This window comes from Streptomyces sp. NPDC050743 (assembly GCF_044456925.1).
Taxonomy (GTDB): Bacteria; Actinomycetota; Actinomycetes; order Streptomycetales; family Streptomycetaceae; genus Streptomyces.
Window position 1 is genome coordinate 101,615 of record NZ_JBITGJ010000026.1, and the last position, 17,953, is coordinate 119,567.

The window sequence follows — 17,953 nt, forward strand, 5'->3', positions numbered from 1 at the left end:
CGAGCCGGGCTTCGTCGGTGGCGAACGGGGATCGCGGGAACCTCACAGGTCACGCGGCTCCAGCGGCCGTACCGCCGGGCCCTGGAGCACCGTGCCGTCGACGTCGAAGCGCGAGCCGTGGCAGGGGCACTCCCAGGCGCGTTCGGCCCGGTTGAAGGCGACCAGACAGCCGAGGTGGGTGCAGCGGGCCGAGACCGCGTGCAGGGCGCCCTCCTCGTCCCGGTGCACCGCGAGCCGGCCGCCGTCCGCCCGGACCACCGCACCGTCGCCGGGGGCCAGGTCGTCCACCGAGGCAGGCGGTTTGAGCCGGTCGCCCACGAAATGCCGGGCGACCTCCGCCTGCGTCTTCAGCAGCGACGGCGCCTCGCGCACCACCGACTTCAGCCGCCGCGGGTCGTACAGCTCGCGCCAGGCGCAGTCCCGCCCGGTGATCAGCGCGGTCAGCAGCAGCCCGGCCATGATGCCGCCGCTCAGCCCCCAGCCGCCGAAACCGGTCGCGACATAGGTGTGCCGGGCGCCCGGGTGGAAGGGGCCGACCAGCGGCACGGTGTCGGTGGAGTCGTTGTCCTGGGTGGCCCACGCGTGGTCCAGGGCCACCCCCGGGAAGTGCTCCTCGGCCCAGGCGGCGAGGCCGTCGAAGCCGGCCCGCACATCGCCGGTGCCGGGCGTGAAGTGCTCACCGGTGACGACCAGCAGCCGCTGCCCGTCCGCGCCGTACGGCGCCGTGCGCACCGAGCGGGTGTTCTCCTCCGGCGTGATGTACATGCCCTCCGGGTCGGCGCCCTCGCCCAGCGGGCCCGCGACGACCAGTTCCCGGCGCGGGGAGAGCCGGGCGAACAGCAGCGCCCGGTCGAACACCGGGTAGTGGGTGGCGATCACGACGTCCCGGGCGGTGACCGTGTGGCCCGCCTCGGTCGTCAGCCGGCAGGGCTCTCCGCCCTCCTGCAGGCCGACGACCCGTGTCCCCTCGTACAGCCGGCCGCCCCGCGCCAGAAGATCCTCGGTGATCGCCCGCAGGTACTTCACCGGATGGAACTGCGCCTGCCCCGTCACCCGGACCGCGCCCGCCACCGGGAACGGCAGCCCGGTCTCCGTCGTGAACGCGGCCGGCAGCCCCGCCTCCCGCGCCGCCTCCGCCTCCGCCCGCACCTCGTCCGCACGCGAGGGGGCCCGCACATAGGTGTACGCGTCCCGGGTCTCCCACTCGCACTCGATGCCCAGCTCGGCCACCAGCGCCGCCGCGTGCTCGATCGCCTCCGACTGCGAGCGGGCGTACAGCCGCGCCCCCTCGGGTCCGCGGGTGCGCCGCAGCCGGTCGTAGACGAGGGTGTGCTGGGCGGTCAGCTTGGCCGTGGTGTATCCGGTGACCCCGGCCGCCGCCCGCCCGGCCTCCAGCACCGCCACCCGCAGCCCGACCCGGGCCAGTTCGTGCGCGGTGCTCAGCCCGGCGATGCCCGCGCCGACGACGGCCGCATCCACGTCCAGGTCCTCGCTCAGCGGGGGACGGGACGGCCCCGGTGCGGTCCGGAGCCAGTACGAGTCGGTGACCTGCCGTTGTTCGCGCATGGCCGCCGGGTACCCGGCTACGCCTCCTTCAGCAGCCGCTCCCTGCACTCGGCCACGTCGAAGTCGCCCTTCGGGTACTGCGGGTCCAGTTCCTCCAGATGCTCCAGCAGCAGACGGCTGATCGCCCAGTTCCGGTACCACTTGCGGTCCGCCGGGACCAGGTACCAGGGCGCGTACGGCGCCGCGCAGCGCTCCAGCACCAGCTGGTAGGCCTCCTGGTAGGCGGGCCACAGCGCGCGCTCGTCGATGTCGACCGGATCGAACTTCCAGTGCTTGTCCGGGCGGTCCAGGCGGCGCAGCAGCCGGCGCTTCTGCTCCTCGCGGGAGATGTGCAGGAAGCACTTGATCACGGTCACGCCGTCCTCGGCGAGGGACCGCTCGAAGTCGTTGACGAGGCCGTAGCGGCTGCCGATCTCGGCGGGGCGGGCGAGATGCCGGACCCGGGCGATGAGGACGTCCTCGTAGTGCGAGCGGTCGAAGATGCCGATCTCGCCCGGCCGGGGCAGGGCCGGGCGCACCCGCCACAGGAAGTCGTGCCGCCGTTCCTCCTCGGTGGGCGCCTTGAACGCCTGGATCCGGCAGCCGGCCGGGTTGAGCCGGCCGATGACGTGCTTGACCGTGCCGCCCTTGCCACTGGTGTCCATCCCCTGGAGCACCACCAGCACCCGCCGCCGGTCCCCCGCCGTACTCGCCGCCCACAGCCGCACCTGGAGCTCGGCGAGCCGCTTTCCCATGGGCGCGGTGTCCCGCAGGGCCGCCTTCTTCCCGCCGGGGGCACCGGGCGTGGCCCGGGTGTCGTACGCGGCGAGGTCGACCGGCTCACCGGGAGGGAGACGCAGCGATTCCCTGAGGTCCTTGCCGTTCTTCTTGGCCACGGTCACCCTTTCCCTCTGCGGCACTACCCCCGTCCGTACCGTCCCGTCAACGTGCCCACAGCCAACGTGTGCCCGGAAATCGCCTTCAGCAGATCCGTCGGCGAGACTCCCGCGGCGAGCGACACACGCCGGTCGACGGCGTACACCGTGAGGACATAGCGGTGCGGCGGGTCACCGCGCGGCGGGCAGGGACCGCTGTACCCGGTCTTCCCGAAGTCGTTGCGGCCCTCGCTCGCCGCCCGCGGGTGCTCCCCCGCGGACAGCCGCGTGGTGTGCGGGTCGATGTCCCACACCAGCCAGTGCGTGAACGTGCCGTGCGGGGCGTCCGAGTCCCGCAGGAGCAGGGCCAGGGAGGACGTCCGCGCGGGTACGCCGGTCAGGGCCAGCGGAGGCGAGACGTCGGGGCCGTCGCAGGTGTGCCGGCGCGGGACGGTGCCGCCGTCGGCGTAGGCCGTACTGGTGACGGTCAGCCGGCGGGCTCCGCTCGGGGAGGGCGCGGCGGCCGGTCCGGCGCCGTCCCCGCAGCCCGCGACGAAGGCCATCGCGGCCACGGCGATCACCCAGCTCCTGCGCATGCCCGGCACGTTATCCGGAGGGGAGCTCTCCGTCCTCGTCCGGCACGGTCTGCTGGGCACTCTTTTCCAGGCGGAGTTCCCCGTCACCGTTCGGCGCGGCCTGCTGGTTGCCCCGCTCCAGGAAGTGCAGCAGCTCCACCGGGATGGGCAGGACCAGCGTGGAGTTCTTCTCGGCGGACACCGCCATCACGGTCTGCAGCAGCCTGAGCTGGAGGGCGGCCGGGGTGTCGGCCATCTGCTGGGCCGCCTCGGCCAGCTTCTTGGAGGCCTGGTACTCGGCGTCCGCGTTGATGATCCGGGCCCGGCGCTCCCGGTCCGCCTCGGCCTGGCGGGCCATGGACCGCTTCATCGTGTCCGGCAGGGAGACGTCCTTGATCTCCACCCGGTCGACCTGGATGCCCCAGCCGACGGCAGGGCTGTCGATCATCAGCTCCAGGCCCTCGTTGAGTTTCTCGCGGTTGGAGAGCAGGTCGTCCAGGTCGCTCTTGCCGATGATCGACCGCAGCGACGTCTGGGCCATCTGCGACACCGCGAACTTGTAGTCCTCGACCTTCACCAGGGCGCTCGCCGCGTCGACCACGCGGAAGTAGACGACGGCGTCCACGCGGACGGTGACGTTGTCGCGGGTGATGCCCTCCTGGGCCGGGATCGGCATCGTGACGATCTGCATGTTGACCTTGTGCAGCCGGTCCACGAAGGGGATCACCAGGGTCAGGCCGGGCTCGCGTTCGCCTCCCAACACCCGGCCGAGGCGGAAGAGCACGCCTCGTTCGTACTGCTTGACGATCCGCGCCGCCATCGCCAGATAGACCACGGCGACCGAACCCGCCGCCGCCACGGCGCCCAGCAGCTCCTGGAGCATGGTGACCTCCTCACGGAGAGGTCCGATTTCGTCCGCTGCTGTAACCATATGCCCGGGGTGGGGCGGAAGCCATAAGCCGGGGGACCGGGCCGGGGTGCCGAGGGGCGTCGGCACCCCGGCCCGGAGACGGCGGCCGTCAGCGGGCCGGCGTCGTGACCTTCACCGGTTCCGTCCCCGCCGCGCTGTGCCGCTCGGCCCAGTTCTCCAGGGCCGTACGGCAGGCGTGGTCCAGATGGTGCAGGCCGGACAGGTCCAGGCGGACCGGGCGGTCCTGGGGCAGCGACTCCAGGCTGTCCAGGATCCTCGGCAGTCGCAGGAAGGTCGCGTTGCCCGAGAGATAGGCGTCGACCGGGCCCGCCCCCTTGTCGACGACCTCCAGCTTGACGTGCGAGGCCTGCCAGGCGGTCTTGACCACCGCCATCGCCAGGCCGATCAGCACGCCCTCGAACATGCTGACCGCCACGATCGAGGCCGCCGTCACCGCGAGGATCAGCGCCTCGCCCCGGTGCTCGCGCCACAGCACGGCCAGCGCCCGGACCGGGACCAGCTTGGCGCCCGAGTGGATCAGGATGCCCGCGAGCGCCGGGACCGGGATGTGGGCGAGCACGTCCGGCAGCAGCGCGGCGAACAGCAGCAGCCACACGCCGTGCAGGACGCGGGAGGCCTTGGTACGGGCGCCCGCCTGGACGTTGGCCGCGCTGCGCACGATCACCGCGGTCATCGGCAGCGCGCCCAGCAGCCCGCACACCGTGTTCCCGGCGCCCTGCGCGACCAGCTCGCGGTCGTACTCGGTGCGCGGTCCGGAGTACAGCCGGTCCACGGCCGCCGCGCTGAACAGCGACTCGGCGGAGGCGATCAGCGTGAAGGCGACGATCGTGCCGAGCAGCCCGGCACTGCCCAGTTCGCCGAACGCGCTCAGCGGCGGCGGCTGGACCGAGCCCAGCAGGCCCCGCACCTCGACCGTGGCCACCGGCAGGTGGAGCGCGAACGCGGCCACCGTGGCGAGGCCGACCGCGGCCAGCGGGCCGGGCAGCGTCCGCGCCTTCGCCGGGACGCGCTTCCACAGCAGCAGCACCGCGACCGTGCCCGCGCACACCGCGAGCGAGGCCACCGCCCTGCCGTCGCCGAGGGCGTCCAGGAACGCCCGGGGCAGCCCGGCGATCTTGCCCAGGCCGGAATCGGGGGCCTTGGCGGCCAGCGCCGGATACAACTGCCCCGCGATGAGCACCAGTCCGATTCCGGCCAGCATGCCCTCGACCACGGAGACCGAGATGGCGCGGAACCAGCGGCCCAGCCTCAGCAGGCCCATGGCCACTTGGAGGAGTCCGGAGGCGAGCACGATCACGCCGAGTGCCGGCAGCCCGAACTCCTGGACCGCCTCGAAGACGAGCACGGTCAGGCCGGCCGCCGGACCCGACACCTGCAGGCTGCTGCCGCGCATCAGCCCGGTGACGAGGCCGCCCACGATGCCGGTGACCAGGCCGAGTTCGGCCGGGACCCCGGAGGCGACGGCCACGCCCACGCACAGCGGCAGCGCGACCAGGAAGACGACGAGGGAGGCGGTGAAGTCCTGCCGCAGGTACGGAAACCGGGATATGAGGTTCTTGCTGGTCATCGGCGCGCTCACAGGGACTCGAAGGTGTCGGTCTGCGGGCGGTGCGCCCGTACGGCGCCGGTGTGCACCTCGTAGTACCAGGCGTGTAGGCCCAGTTGACCCTCCGCCAGCTTGCGCTCGACGCAGGGGTAGGAGCGCAGCCGGAGCAACTGGGTCAGCACATGGGCCTGCACGCCCTCGGCGACCTCCGGGTCCTCGGCCTGGCCGGCCGGGCGCGGGGTGGCGTGCGCGAGCCAGTCGCGCACGGCGGGTACGGCGGTCAGGTCGTCGCCGCGCACCAGAGCGCCGACGGCACCGCAGTGCGAGTGACCGCAGACGACGATGTCGCGGACGCCGAGCACCTCCACGGCGTACTCGATGGTGGCGGCCTCGCTGGTGGGGTGCTGCGAGGTGTGGGGCGGGACGATGTTGCCCGCGGTGCGCAGCTCGAAGAGCTCGCCGGGGCGGGCGCCCGTGATCAGGGCCGGGACGACCCGGGAATCGGAGCAGGTGATGAACAGGACCTGCGGGGACTGGCCTTCTGCGAGCTTGGCGAACTCCTCAGGGCGCTGTCCGAAGGTACGGGCGTTGTCGATGAGGGGCTGCATGTATGTGGTTCCTCCTGGCGCGCCTGAGCGGCGCGTCGGACTTGAACGACGGTTGTGGGGGAGAGATGAGCGCCTGTCAGCAGCGGAAGACCTGAAGTGCTGCCGGGGCGTGGGTTCCCGATGCTCTCGGGACCGGGCCGTGCGCGGTGCCGGGCGTGGGGGAGGGGCCGGTACCGGCTGCCCGGCCGGTTATCAGCGGGTGCTCCCGCGCGCAGCGGGAGGCGGGGCCGCGGGCGGCCAGGTCCGCCGCGTCGCGCACCGGCTGTTCGGGCGGCGTGGTTCCGGTCTCGGCCTTGGCCGTTGCTTCACTGAGGGTGTGCGCGGATGTGAAGGGATCCGCGGCGGCGGAGAACAGCAGGGCGAGCAGGACGACGGCGACGGAAGCGAGCCCGGCCCGGGCCCTCCTGCCTCGGAACATGCGCCCTCCTCCCGGACGTCTCACGCCTCTCGCGCGCACCAAGCATTGGTCAATGGTTGGTCAAGAAACACGTTAACCCTGCAAAGTCGTTTGCAGGGTTAACTACGCGTTACGAGCGCGAGAGAGCGTGAAAAGTGCCGGTCGCGTGGCGCGAACCCGCTCTTGACTAGGAGCCGACGAGCCCCTTCGCGTCGCGGGCCAGCGCGGTGAGCCGGGATATCGCGCGGAAGTACTTCTTGCGGTAGCCGCCGTTCAGCATCTCCTCGCTGAACAGCTTGTCGAACGGCAGGCCCGACGCCAGCACCGGGACCTCGCGGTCGTAGAGCCGGTCCGCGAGGACCACGAGCCGCAGCGCCGTCGACTGGTCCGGCACCGGTCGCACGTCGGTGAGGCACACCGCCCGCAGGCCGTCGGTCAGCGCGCCGTAACGGCTCGGGTGGACCTTGGCCAGGTGCTCCAGCAGATGCGGGAAGTCGTCGAGCGAGGCGCCCGGAGTGGCGTAGGCCGCCTTCGTCACCTCTTCGTCGGTGAAGGGCTTAGGCGCCTCGGGCAGGCCGCGGTGGCGGTAGTCCTCGCCGTCGATGCGCAGGGTGCGGAAGTGGGCCGACAGGCCCTGGATCTCGCGCAGGAAGTCGGCGGCGGCGAACCGGCCCTCGCCCAGCTTGCCCGGCAGCGTGTTGGAGGTGGCGGCGAGCGCCACGCCCGCCTCGACCAGCTTGCCGAGCAGCGTCGACACGAGGACCGTGTCGCCCGGGTCGTCCAGTTCGAACTCGTCGATGCACAGCAGGCGGTGGCCGGAGAGGGTCCGCACGGTCTGCTGGAAGCCGAGGGCGCCGACCAGGTTCGTCAGCTCCACGAAGGTGCCGAACGCCTTGAGCGCGGGCTCGGCCGGGGTGGCGTGCCACAGGGAGGCGAGCAGATGGGTCTTGCCGACGCCGTAGCCGCCGTCCAGGTAGACCCCGCGCGGGCCGGCCGGGGTCTTGGGCGCCTTGGCCCTGCCGAAGCCGAGGAAGCCGCGCCTGCCGGCGCCGGAGGCGTGCGCCCCGCCGAGTCCGCCCGCGAAGCCCTCGAGCACCTTCACGGCCTCGCTCTGGCTGGGCTGGTTCGGGTCCGGCATGTACGTCGAGAAGCGGACCGAGTCGAAGCGCGGGGGCGGGACCATCTCGGCGACCAGCCGGTCCGCGGGCACGTGCGGCTCGCGGGCGCACAGGGACTGGGGGCCCGCGTCGGTCAGAGGGCTGGATCCGGGGGCGGTGGTGGAGGACGACACGGTTGTCCATGCTAAGCGCCGTGTCACACTGCACGACATGCGACGCCTGTTCCCTGTGACCGACGAAACAGCAGCCCAGGTCTCCGGCGGGACCCCCGAGAGGGAAGGGGCGAGGGGGGTTGCCGGGACAATGGTGGCCCATGCGCCCGGTGAGATCGGCGGCCACCCCGACCTCGGCGCCCACGCCGACCACGACGCCCACGTCGACCGCGAGTGGAGCTTCGCCGAGCTGGCCGCCGCCTACGCCTACCCGGAGCCGCCGGGCGCCCCGCGGCCGTGGCTGCGGGCCAACATGGTCTCCACGCTCGACGGCGCCGCCCAGCACGAGGGGCGTTCCCAGCCCATCTCCAGCGCCGCCGACATGCGGATCTTCGGCACGCTGCGGGCACTCGCGGACGTGATCGTCGTGGGCGCGGAAACGGTACGCCAGGAGGGGTACCGGCCCGCACGCGCGCGTGCCGAGTTCGCCGGGGCCCGGGAGGCCGCCGGACAGGGCCCGGCCCCGGCGATCGCGGTCGTCACCGCGAGCCTGGACCTGGACTTCTCGCTCCCGCTGTTCACCTCGCCGCTGGTGCCCACGCTGGTCCTGACCGGATCCGCGGCCGCCCCCGACCGCGTCGCCGCCGCCGAGAAGGCCGGCGCCAAGGTGGTGATCGCCGGCGAGGGCAGCGGCATCGACCCCGTGCGGGCGGTGCGCGCCCTGGCCGGACTCGGCCACACCCGGCTGCTCACCGAGGGCGGTCCCCGGCTGCTCGGCCAGCTGGTCGCCGCCGAGGCGCTGGACGAGCTGTGCCTGACCCTGTCGCCGATGCTCACCGCGGGCGACGCGCAGCGCATCGGCGGGGGGCCGCCGGTCGCCGTGCCGCACCGGTTCGAACTCGTGTCCCTGCTGGAAGACGCCGGTTTTCTGTTCGGTCGCTACCGGCGGTCCTGAAATCAGCGGAATGTGTCGTTCCGTTTAGCTTCCGGGGGGCAGACTTAGTCCGGCACACCCCGTGCGATCACGAGGCAGGATGGTTTCCGCAGGGGCCTGCTCGGGGCCCACGGAGGAGAAGAGGCGTTCTGTGTTCACCAGCGTTCTGATGATCGAGAAGGCTTTGACGTCCGCCGACGTGGAGTTCGTCACCACCTTGCACGGAGACGAGCCGGTCGATTTCCATGTGCTCCTCCAGCCGCGCGGCGACCAGGCGGACCGCCTGCTGCGGGCCATCGACGACATCGCGCTCGGCGAGCTCGACGAGGCGGTCCGCGAACACGAGACGCCCGAGGGCGAGGACGCCAGGAGCGTCGGACAGCAGGCCCTGGACGTGTCGGTGCAGGCGCTGCGGGCCGCCGGGAGCCAGGCGGCGGGGCAGATGGTGGAGGACCATCCGCTGGATGCGCTGAAGTCCCTGGTCGCCGAGGTGAAGGCGGACGAGGTGATCGTGCTCACCGACCCCCACTACGTGGAGGAGTTCTTCCACCGGGACTGGGCCTCCCGGGCGCGGCACAAGGTGGGGGTGCCGGTGCTGAAGCTGTTCTCGCACAGCAAGGCGTAGCGCCGCCGCCTTCGTCGCTCCGCCGGCGCACCTGGCACTAGGGGCGCAGTTCCACCCGGATGTACGGAGACAGCGCGCGCAGAAAGTCCCGCGCCGGGAACATCGCGCCCGCGGAGGCGACACCGACCGTCAGGGTCCGCCCCGTGAGGATCCGGTGCACCGCCTCCACCACGAGCGGCGCCGTGCTGGCGTAGACGTCCCGGCCCCGGGCCACGGCACGCCGTTGCGCGCCGCCTGAGCGGACCACGACGTCGACGAGGAAGGTCTGGGCGGACCGCCCCCGTTCGTCGACCGCCGCCGGGGCCGGTGTGTCCGGGTCCGCCAGATCGCTCGCCGCCTCGGCCGTCATATAGGTGCACACCTCGGGGACCGGCAGATGGCTCGGCACGGTGACGACATCGGCCATGCTGAATTCCCCGATGACCGGCCGGGGCCCCAGCGGCGCGGGAAACTCCCAGATCAGCGTGGGCGCGTCGTCGTCCCGGTACTCCAGTCGGCCGCCCGCGTGGCGGACGCGCCGGCCGCCTCGGCGCTGCCGGGAGACCCGGCCTGCGGCGCGCGTCCCCTCGGTGGGGTGCCAGCCGCTCAGCCCGTAGGCGACATGTGCCTCGTCGGCCGTCGTCCAGTCGTCCATGGCCGCGGTGACCAGCAGGTCGCCGAGGCCGCCGTAGAAGGCCATGGCCGGAACGATCACCGCATTCGCGGCCCGGGCGCGCTCGGCGAAGTGCGTGAACGTGTCGGCGTTGGCCTCGATCTCGGCCGCCACGTCCACGTAGGGGATCCCGGCGCGCAGCGCGGCCTCGATCAGGGGAGCGGCCGTCGTGGCGAAGGGGCCGGCACAGTTGACCACGGCCGCCGTGCCGGCCAGCGCGCGGTCGAGGGAGGCCGGGTCGTCGACCGCGGCCGTACGGGCGTCCGGCGCGCCGGTCTCCGCGGCCGTCGCCCGCAGCCGCGTGCCGTCGCGGCCGGAGAGGACCGGCGCGAACCCGCGCCCGCGCAGCTCGTCCACCACGAAACGCCCGGTGTGTCCGTACGCGCCGTACACCATCACCGCCGGTCCCGATCCCATGGGTCCGCCCTTTCGTCCGTCGGATTCGTCCTGCACCGCCTCGGTGCGCACATCCTCACGGCGGCCGCGGGCGCCGCACGAGTGTCCGGAACGACATGACGCATACAATTCCGGACATGGGGACCGCAGGGGGAGACGCCGTCGCGCTGGCCGTCGCCGACGGGATGCTGCACTTCGAACTCGCCATCGCCTGCGAGGTGTTCGGGGCCGACCGGACCGACCTGGCGGCCCCCTGGTACGACCTCGTCCTGTGCGGACCGGGCGCGGTGCGCTTCGGACACTTCCGGCTGGAGCCCGACCAGGGCTTCGATCGGCTGGCGCACGCCGGCACCGTGATCGTCCCCGGCTGGGCGGACGTCGACGTCGACCCGCCCGCCGATCTGGTCGACGCGGTGTGCGCGGCACACGCGGCGGGTGCTCGGGTGGCCTCGCTGTGCACGGGGGCGTTCGTGCTGGCCGCCGCGGGCCTGCTGGACGGGCGGCGCGCGACCACCCACTGGGCGCACACCGACGCCCTGGCCGCCCGGTACCCACGAATCGAGGTGGACCCGGACGTGCTGTACGTGGACAGCGGCAGCGTGCTCACCTCGGCGGGCAAGGCCGCCGCGATGGACCTGTGCCTGCACCTCGTCCGGCTCGACCACGGAGCGTCGGTCGCCAACGCCGTCGCCCGGAACCTGGTGGTGCCGCCGCACCGGGAGGGTGGCCAGGCCCAGTTCGTCACCACCCCGGTGCCGGCCCGGGCCGACCACCCGCTCGCCGAGCTGCTGCCGTGGGCGCTGCAGCGGCTGGACCAGCCGCTGACCGTCGAGGACCTGGCCCGCCGGGCGAGCATGAGCGCGCGGCACCTGAGCCGCCACTTCAGGTCGGTGACCGGCACCACTCCGCTGCGGTGGCTGCTGACCCAGCGGATCCGCCGCGCCCAGGAACTGCTGGAGACCACCGACACCGGCATCGAGGCCATCGCGACGGCCACCGGGATGGGCACGGCCACGACACTGCGCCGCCACTTCCACCGCACGGTCGGAGTGCCCCCGGACACCTACCGCCGCACCTTCCGCGCACGCACCCCGGAGCCGGGCGAGCCGGGGCCCGGCATCGCGCCTCGCCCCTTGCACGGGACCCGGCGTCCGAGCGCATAGGCTAGGGCGCGCTCAGCCCGTACCGGAATCTTGGGGAGAACCACATGGCACCCGGCCTTCCTACCGCCATGGACCGACCGCACTTCATCGGCATCGGCGGCGCCGGGATGTCGGGGATCGCCAAGATCCTCGCGCAGCGCGGGGCCGAGGTGGCCGGCAGCGACGCCAAGGAGTCGGCGACCGCCGAGGCGCTGCGGGCGCTCGGTGCCACCGTGCACATCGGGCACGCCGCCGAGCACCTCGCCGACGACGCGAGCTGTGTCGTGGTGTCCTCGGCGATCCGCGAGGACAACCCCGAGCTGGCCCGGGCGGCCGAGCTGGGCATCCCGGTGGTGCACCGCTCCGACGCCCTCGCCGCGCTGATGGAGGGGCTGCGCCCGATCGCCGTGGCCGGCACCCACGGCAAGACGACGACCACCTCGATGCTGGCCGTCTCCCTCACCGAGCTGGGCCTGAAGCCGTCGTACGCCATCGGCGGCGACCTGGACGCGCCCGGCTCCAACGCGCTGCACGGCGAGGGCGACATCTTCGTCGCCGAGGCGGACGAAAGCGACCGCAGCTTCCACAAGTACACGCCCGAGGTCGCCATCGTCCTCAACGTCGAGCTGGACCACCACGCCAACTACGCCTCGATGGACGAGATCTACGAGTCCTTCGAGACCTTCGCCGGGAAGATTGTCCCCGGCGGCACGCTGGTGATCTCCGCCGACCACGAGGGCGCGCGGGAGCTGACCCGGCGACTGGCCGGGTCGGTGCGGACGGTGACGTACGGCGAGGCCGAGGACGCCGGCGTACGGGTGCTGTCGATCGTCCCGCAGGGGCTGAAGAGCCAGGTCACCGTGGTCCTGGACGGGCAGGAGCTGACCTTCACGGTCTCCGTGCCCGGCCGCCACTACGCCCTCAACGCCGTCGCCGCGCTCACCGCCGGCGCCGCCCTCGGCATCCCGGCCGCCGACCTGGCGCCCGCGCTCGCCGCCTACACCGGCGTCAAGCGGCGCCTGCAGCTCAAGGGCGAGGCCGCCGGGGTGCAGGTCATCGACTCCTACGCCCACCACCCCACCGAGATGACCGCCGACCTGGAGGCCATGCGCGCCGCCGCCGGCGACTCCCGGATCCTCGTCGTCTTCCAGCCGCACCTGTTCTCCCGCACCCAGGAGCTGGGCAAGGAGATGGGCCAGTCCCTCGCCCTCGCCGACGCCTCCGTGGTGCTCGACATCTACCCGGCCCGCGAGGACCCGATCCCGGGCGTGACCAGCGAGCTGATCATCGAGGCCGCGCGCGCCGCCGGCGCCGACGTCACCGCCGTGCACGACAAGGACGGGATCCCCTCGGTGATCGCGGGAATGGCCAAGCCCGGCGATCTCGTTCTCACCATGGGCGCGGGCGACGTGACAGACCTGGGCCCGCTGATCCTGGACCGCCTGTCGCAGTAAAAGGGGCTGAGGCTCATGTCGTACGACGTCGAGAAGCCGGACGAGCAGTGGCGCGCGGAGCTGAACCCCGCCGAGTACGCCGTGCTGCGCCAGGCCGCCACCGAGCCGGCCTTCACCGGTGAGTACACCGACACCAAGACCAAGGGTGTCTACTCCTGCCGGGCCTGCGGCGCGGAACTGTTCACCTCCGACACGAAGTTCGCGTCGCACTGCGGCTGGCCGTCCTTCTTCGACCCGAAGGACACGGACGCGGTGGAACTGGTCGAGGACCGTTCCCACGGCATGGTCCGCACCGAGGTGCGCTGTGCCCGCTGCGGCTCCCACCTGGGGCACGTCTTCGAGGGGGAGGGGTATCCGACCCCGACCGACCAGCGGTACTGCATCAACTCGATCTCCCTGCGGCTGACGCCGGCCGAGGACTGACTCCCTCCTCGGTCGATCGACACTCCGAATCTGGCAAAAGACGTCCCCGACAGGGCTCGCCCGGTCGAAGATGAACGCCATCGGGTACCGGAGTGCGACTCGAGGCCTGTGCTGGGCCTGCCGAGGGCGCTGGGACGAATGAGGCTGGTGCCCCACTCGCTCCGGTTTGAGATTCTGTGAGGGTGTTGGGTGTGGCGCGCTGGATCCAGTCCCGCCGCAGGCCTGTGCCCGCCGACAGCGGTCGCCACCGCGAGGACGACGGCGGGCAGGAGGTGACGGCGATATCCGCGCGGTCCGAGGAGCCCGCGGCGGCCGAGGGCTCCTCGGAGGGCTTGCCGGGCACGGGTGCCATGGCGGCCGGAGCGCCGCTCGGCGTGCTGCGGGAGGCGCTGGCCGGGATCGGTACCACCCTCGACGAGGACATGACCTGCGCCGAGCTGACCCGGCAGGCCGTACGTCTGGCCGGCGGCTCGGCCGCCGTGATGCGCCGGACGGGCCAGACCATGTCCGGGTACGAGGCGATCACCGGGGACGCAGACGCGCTGCCCGACGCCCGGTGGGCCACCGCGGCGGCCCGCGAGGCGGAGACACCGGCGCTCGACGCACAGCCGGAGCCCTGGCTGGAGTACGCGGGCGCCACAGCGGCCCGGGTGGGGCTGTGCGCGCCGCTGGCCAGCGGCACGGACGGGTACGGCATTCTCGTGTGGGCCCGCTCCGGGCATCCGCTGCGCCGCGCCGAGGCCGAGCTGCTCACCATGCTCGCCGAGCGCGCCGCCTCCCACATCCGGCACGCCCGCGCCTACGCGAGCATCAACCGCACCGCCGGCGATCTGCAGCGGGCCCTGCTCGCCGAGCCCGGCCGCCCGCATCCCAACCTCGACATCGCCGTCCGCTATCTGCCGGCCGGCGGCGGCGTGCTGGTCGGCGGCGACTGGTGCGAGACCGTACGGCTGCACTTCGGGCGGACCCTGCTGGTCGTCGGCGACGTGATGGGCCACGGCCTGGAGGCCGCCGTCGACATGAACGTCTACCGTTCCTCCCTGCGCTACATCGCCTCCGCCGACCTTCCCCCGCACCGGGTGCTGCGGCAGATGGACGACATCGCCTCCCGGGAGGCGGAGCTCAGGCCCGCCACCTGCCTGCTCGCCCGCGTCGACCCCGGGCGCCACCAGGTCACGCTGGCCAGCGCGGGGCATCTGCCGCCGGTGCGCATCGCGACGGGCGGCGAGGCCTCCATCGTGCCGGTCCCCGTCGGACCGCCGCTGGGCACCGGGCTCGGTGGCTATGAGACGGCCACGCACCCGCTGGCCGCGGGGGAGACGCTCGTGCTGTTCACCGACGGACTGGTGGAGCGTCGGGGCGAGGACATCGACCGGTCCCTGGAGCGGCTGGCCAGGGTCCGCTTTCCCGGCGGGGAGGGCCTGGACGACGTTCTGGACACCATCCTCAGCCGTACGGACGCGCGGCACGCGGAGGACGACGTCGCCGCGATGGCCTGCCGCACCCACAGCCGACAGGGCTCACCGTAGGGACCCCACCTTTATCGGGGAGCCGCGGTCACCGTGCTCAGCCGGGCCGTCTGCCCCTCCACCGCGAACGGCTTGACCAGACAAACGCCCCTGCCCGAACCCGGCGGCCCGGCCGGTGGGTCGTCGGGCGCGACCAGCAGTCGTGCCTTCCGCACCCGTCCGTCTTCGTGCACCCGTTCGGCCCCGCCCAGGCTGCCGGGCCCCACAGGCCGCATCGATACTCAAGTGACAGTCGTCCGACAGAGAAACGACAGCAACCACGGGCGAAGCTCGTCATCCAGGACCCGATCAAGGAGCTGTGTCCGTGACGACCCTCCAGACACGTCCCGCACCGCCCACGACGATCAGCCCCCGGGTGGTGGCCCGCACCGGCCTGTACGCCCTGCTGGCCGTCAACGCGGCCGCCGCGGCCTGGTTCTTCGTCCAGGCCGGATTCGCCTCGAACACGCTGATCGTGCTGGGCCGCCTCGCCGGCCTGAGCGGCGCCCTCCTCATGGCCTTCCAATTGCTGCTGGTGGCCCGGCTGCCCTGGCTGGACCGCCGGATCGGCATGGACCGGCTGACCTCCTGGCACCGCCGCACCGGCTTCGGCATCCTGTGGACCCTGCTCACGCACGCCGTGTTCATCACCTTCGGCTACGCCCAGGCGTCCTCGATGGACCCGGTGAACCAGCTCGTGAACCTCGCCGAGACCGTCGAGGGCGTGCTGCGCGCCATCGTCGCGCTCGCGCTGATCGTCGTGGTCGGCGCCGTCTCGGCCCGCTGGGCACGCCGCCGACTCGCCTACGAGACCTGGCACTTCATCCACCTGTACACCTACGCCGCCGTGGTCCTCGCCTTCACCCACCAGGTAGCGGCCGGTACGACCTTCACCTCCTCGCCCGTCGCGCGGACGTACTGGTACACGGTGTGGGGCTGCGCCCTCGGCTCGGTGTTCCTGGGCCGGCTGGTGCTGCCGCTGTGGCGCAACCTGCGGCACCGGCTGCGGGTCTCGGCGGTCATACCCGAGTCCGACGACGTCGTCTCCGTCTACGTCACCGGCCGGGACCTGGACCGGCTGCCCGCGCAGGCCGGCCAGTTCTTCCTCTGGCGGTTCCTCACCCGGGACCGCTGGTGGCAGGCCAACCCGTTCTCCCTGTCCGCCGCCCCCGACGGCCGCACCCTGCGCCTCACCGCCAAGGCGTCCGGCGACGGCAGCGCCGCGCTGCGGCACCTCAAGCCCGGCACCCGCGTCTTCGCCGAGGGCCCCTACGGCGCCTTCACCACGCTGCACCGCACCCGCCCGCAGTCCGTGCTGATCGCCGGCGGCGTCGGCGTCACGCCCATCCGGGCACTGCTGGAGGACCTTCAGGGCCACGCCGTCGTCATCTACCGGGTGGCAGCCGACCGCGACGCCGTCCTCTACGACGAGCTGAGCGACCTCGCCCTCACCAAGGGCGCCGAACTGCACCTGGTGACCGGGCCGATCGCCCCGGACAAGCTCGCCCCGAGCGAGCTGTCGCGGCTCGTCCCCGACATCGGCGAGCGGGACGTCTTCCTGTGCGGGCCGCCCGGCATGATGACCGCCGTGCTGCGCAGCCTGGCCGACCTGGGCGTACCCAAACGGCAGATCCACTTCGAGCGCTTCAGCCTCGCCGGCTGAGAGAGGGCGTCCGACCGTGAAGCGAGCCATCCCCGTCTTCGTCCTGACCGTCGCCGGTCTCATCCCGGTGTGGCGTTACCACCCGTCGACCGGGGCCGTCGAGACCGCACAGCCTGCGGCGACGCCGACCTCCATGCCGTCCTCCGCGTCCTCCTCGAGGGTCGTCCCGGGCACCGCGGTGAGCACCACGAAGGGCGTCTTCCAGGTGGAGGTCACCTTCCGGGGCGACCGGATCGCCTCCGTGCGGATGCTGCAGGCGCCGCACCATCCACAGACCCGGTGGGCCGTACCGGAGCTGATCGCGGAGACGCTCAAGGCGCAGAACGCCCACATCGACTCGGTGTCCGGGGCCACGATCACGAGCCAGGGATACCGGGAGTCCCTCCAGGCCGCGCTCGACGCCAAGGGCTCCTGAACGTGCGGCGTGTCGAGCACGTCATGGGGTTTCCGGTCTCGCTGCGGATCGACGACGAGGGCGACTTCGGCGCGGCCGCGGACGAGGTCTTCGCCTGGCTGCGCCAAGTGGACGCCCGCTTCAGCCCGTTCAAGACCGGCAGCGAGGTGTCCCGCTACGGGCGCGGGGAACTGGCGGACGCCGAGCTGAGCGCGGACCTCACAGAGATCCTCGGCCTGTGCGAGCGGTACCGGGCCGCGACCGGCGGTGCCTTCGACGTCCGGCTGCCCGGCCGGGGCTTCGATCCCTGCGCGGTGGTCAAGGGCTGGTCGGTGCAGCGGGCGGCCGGACTGCTGGCGGCGGCCGGCGCGCGCCGGTTCTGCCTCAACGCGGGCGGTGACGTGGTCGCGTCCGGCGGGCCGTGGCGGATCGGGATACGGCATCCGGAACAGGCCGACCGGCTCTGTGCCGTGCTGGCGGTCACCGACGCGGCGGTGGCGACCTCCGGGCGGTACGAGCGCGGTGACCACATCGTCGACGGGCGCACCGGACGCCCCGCGACCGGGCTGCTCAGCCTCACCGTGGTGGCCCCCACCCTGACCGAGGCGGACGCGACCGCCACGGCCGCCTTCGCGCTGGGCGCCGACGGGCCGGGCTGGGCCGCCGCCCGGCCCGGCTGCGAGGTGTTCGCGGTCGACGCCGCACGCGGTGTGGTCCGCACGCCGGGGCTGCCGGTGGCGGCCTAGAAGGTTGCTGAAAATCTCGGGTTCTGGCCCCGGCTGGGTGCAGTCGGGGGCAGTCTTGTAGGCATGCAGGGGGAATGGGCCGGGGAGATGGTCGGGCCGGATGTGTGGGAGAGGTGCCGGGAGTTGATCCCGGCGGGGAGCGTGTTCGCGTTCCTGGCCGAGCACCGGGAGGCACTGTTCCCGCCGTCGATGTTCGCCGACATGTATCCGTCGTCCAACGGCCGTCCGAGTCTGCCGCCGCAGGTGCTGGCCGCCACCGTGGTGCTGCA

At 72.8% G+C, this 17,953-nt stretch carries 18 protein-coding genes and 1 pseudogene; 10 read left to right on the plus strand and 9 right to left on the minus strand.

Annotation, left to right across the window (positions count from 1 at the left end; translation table 11 throughout):
* Window positions 1–42: 42 nt before the first annotated feature.
* From ACIBJF_RS24605 to zapE, 8 genes are all read right to left on the minus strand, one after another.
* Window positions 43–1,566 carry an FAD-dependent oxidoreductase gene (locus tag ACIBJF_RS24605; RefSeq protein ID WP_399176690.1) on the minus strand — a complete coding sequence of 508 codons (1,524 nt, stop codon included), beginning with the start codon at window positions 1,564–1,566 and terminating at the stop codon, window positions 43–45.
* A gap of 17 nt (window positions 1,567–1,583) precedes the next feature.
* The gene (locus tag ACIBJF_RS24610) at window positions 1,584–2,441 is read right to left on the minus strand and encodes a PPK2 family polyphosphate kinase (protein ID WP_399176691.1); all 858 of its coding nucleotides are present in this window, start codon (window positions 2,439–2,441) and stop codon (window positions 1,584–1,586) included.
* A 23-nt stretch (window positions 2,442–2,464) separates the two neighbouring features.
* Complete coding sequence (locus tag ACIBJF_RS24615; protein WP_399176693.1) at window positions 2,465–3,016, minus strand: YbhB/YbcL family Raf kinase inhibitor-like protein; 552 nt, start codon at window positions 3,014–3,016, stop codon at window positions 2,465–2,467.
* A gap of 10 nt (window positions 3,017–3,026) precedes the next feature.
* Entirely contained in the window at window positions 3,027–3,878 is an 852-nt protein-coding gene (locus tag ACIBJF_RS24620; RefSeq protein WP_399176695.1) for a slipin family protein, read from the minus strand.
* A 136-nt stretch (window positions 3,879–4,014) separates the two neighbouring features.
* Window positions 4,015–5,493, minus strand: coding sequence for a SulP family inorganic anion transporter (locus ACIBJF_RS24625; RefSeq protein ID WP_399176697.1), 1,479 nt, complete (start codon window positions 5,491–5,493; stop codon window positions 4,015–4,017).
* A gap of 8 nt (window positions 5,494–5,501) precedes the next feature.
* The gene (locus tag ACIBJF_RS24630) at window positions 5,502–6,080 is read right to left on the minus strand and encodes a carbonic anhydrase (RefSeq protein WP_365329217.1); all 579 of its coding nucleotides are present in this window, start codon (window positions 6,078–6,080) and stop codon (window positions 5,502–5,504) included.
* A 76-nt stretch (window positions 6,081–6,156) separates the two neighbouring features.
* Window positions 6,157–6,498, minus strand: coding sequence for a hypothetical protein (locus tag ACIBJF_RS24635; protein WP_399176699.1), 342 nt, complete (start codon window positions 6,496–6,498; stop codon window positions 6,157–6,159).
* 166 nt (window positions 6,499–6,664) lie between these two features.
* Window positions 6,665–7,768, minus strand: coding sequence for a cell division protein ZapE (gene zapE / locus ACIBJF_RS24640; protein WP_399176701.1), 1,104 nt, complete (start codon window positions 7,766–7,768; stop codon window positions 6,665–6,667).
* Window positions 7,769–7,805: 37 nt separating this feature from the next.
* On the opposite strand from zapE, the gene ACIBJF_RS24645 reads away from it, so the two are divergent.
* Together ACIBJF_RS24645 and ACIBJF_RS24650 are read left to right on the plus strand one after the other, a co-directional pair.
* Window positions 7,806–8,702: a pyrimidine reductase family protein gene (locus ACIBJF_RS24645; RefSeq protein WP_399176703.1), complete on the plus strand. Its 897-nt coding sequence runs from the start codon at window positions 7,806–7,808 to the stop codon at window positions 8,700–8,702.
* A 130-nt stretch (window positions 8,703–8,832) separates the two neighbouring features.
* Window positions 8,833–9,306, plus strand: a complete 474-nt coding sequence (locus ACIBJF_RS24650; RefSeq protein WP_351806659.1) for an indole-3-glycerol phosphate synthase — start codon at window positions 8,833–8,835, stop codon at window positions 9,304–9,306.
* A 37-nt stretch (window positions 9,307–9,343) separates the two neighbouring features.
* Here ACIBJF_RS24650 and ACIBJF_RS24655 read toward each other — a convergent pair whose 3' ends face one another.
* Complete coding sequence (locus ACIBJF_RS24655; RefSeq protein WP_399176705.1) at window positions 9,344–10,375, minus strand: saccharopine dehydrogenase family protein; 1,032 nt, start codon at window positions 10,373–10,375, stop codon at window positions 9,344–9,346.
* A gap of 116 nt (window positions 10,376–10,491) precedes the next feature.
* Between ACIBJF_RS24655 and ACIBJF_RS24660 the strand changes: the two genes are divergently transcribed.
* The 8 genes and pseudogenes from ACIBJF_RS24660 to ACIBJF_RS24695 all read left to right on the plus strand — a co-directional run.
* Window positions 10,492–11,517, plus strand: a complete 1,026-nt coding sequence (locus ACIBJF_RS24660; protein ID WP_399176707.1) for a helix-turn-helix domain-containing protein — start codon at window positions 10,492–10,494, stop codon at window positions 11,515–11,517.
* A 44-nt stretch (window positions 11,518–11,561) separates the two neighbouring features.
* Entirely contained in the window at window positions 11,562–12,950 is a 1,389-nt protein-coding gene (gene murC / locus ACIBJF_RS24665) for a UDP-N-acetylmuramate--L-alanine ligase (protein ID WP_399176709.1), read from the plus strand.
* A gap of 15 nt (window positions 12,951–12,965) precedes the next feature.
* A complete protein-coding gene (gene msrB, locus ACIBJF_RS24670; protein ID WP_399176711.1) occupies window positions 12,966–13,373 on the plus strand; it encodes a peptide-methionine (R)-S-oxide reductase MsrB in 408 nt (135 codons plus the stop codon).
* A gap of 191 nt (window positions 13,374–13,564) precedes the next feature.
* Complete coding sequence (locus tag ACIBJF_RS24675; protein ID WP_399176713.1) at window positions 13,565–14,902, plus strand: PP2C family protein-serine/threonine phosphatase; 1,338 nt, start codon at window positions 13,565–13,567, stop codon at window positions 14,900–14,902.
* 304 nt (window positions 14,903–15,206) lie between these two features.
* A complete protein-coding gene (locus ACIBJF_RS24680) occupies window positions 15,207–16,544 on the plus strand; it encodes a ferric reductase-like transmembrane domain-containing protein (RefSeq protein ID WP_399176715.1) in 1,338 nt (445 codons plus the stop codon).
* Between the two features lie 16 nt (window positions 16,545–16,560).
* Window positions 16,561–16,959: an FMN-binding protein gene (locus tag ACIBJF_RS24685; RefSeq protein ID WP_399176717.1), complete on the plus strand. Its 399-nt coding sequence runs from the start codon at window positions 16,561–16,563 to the stop codon at window positions 16,957–16,959.
* Window positions 16,960–16,961: 2 nt separating this feature from the next.
* Window positions 16,962–17,684: an FAD:protein FMN transferase gene (locus ACIBJF_RS24690; RefSeq protein WP_399176719.1), complete on the plus strand. Its 723-nt coding sequence runs from the start codon at window positions 16,962–16,964 to the stop codon at window positions 17,682–17,684.
* 63 nt (window positions 17,685–17,747) lie between these two features.
* Window positions 17,748–17,953 (plus strand): annotated as a pseudogene (locus tag ACIBJF_RS24695) (IS5/IS1182 family transposase); the annotation flags it as partial.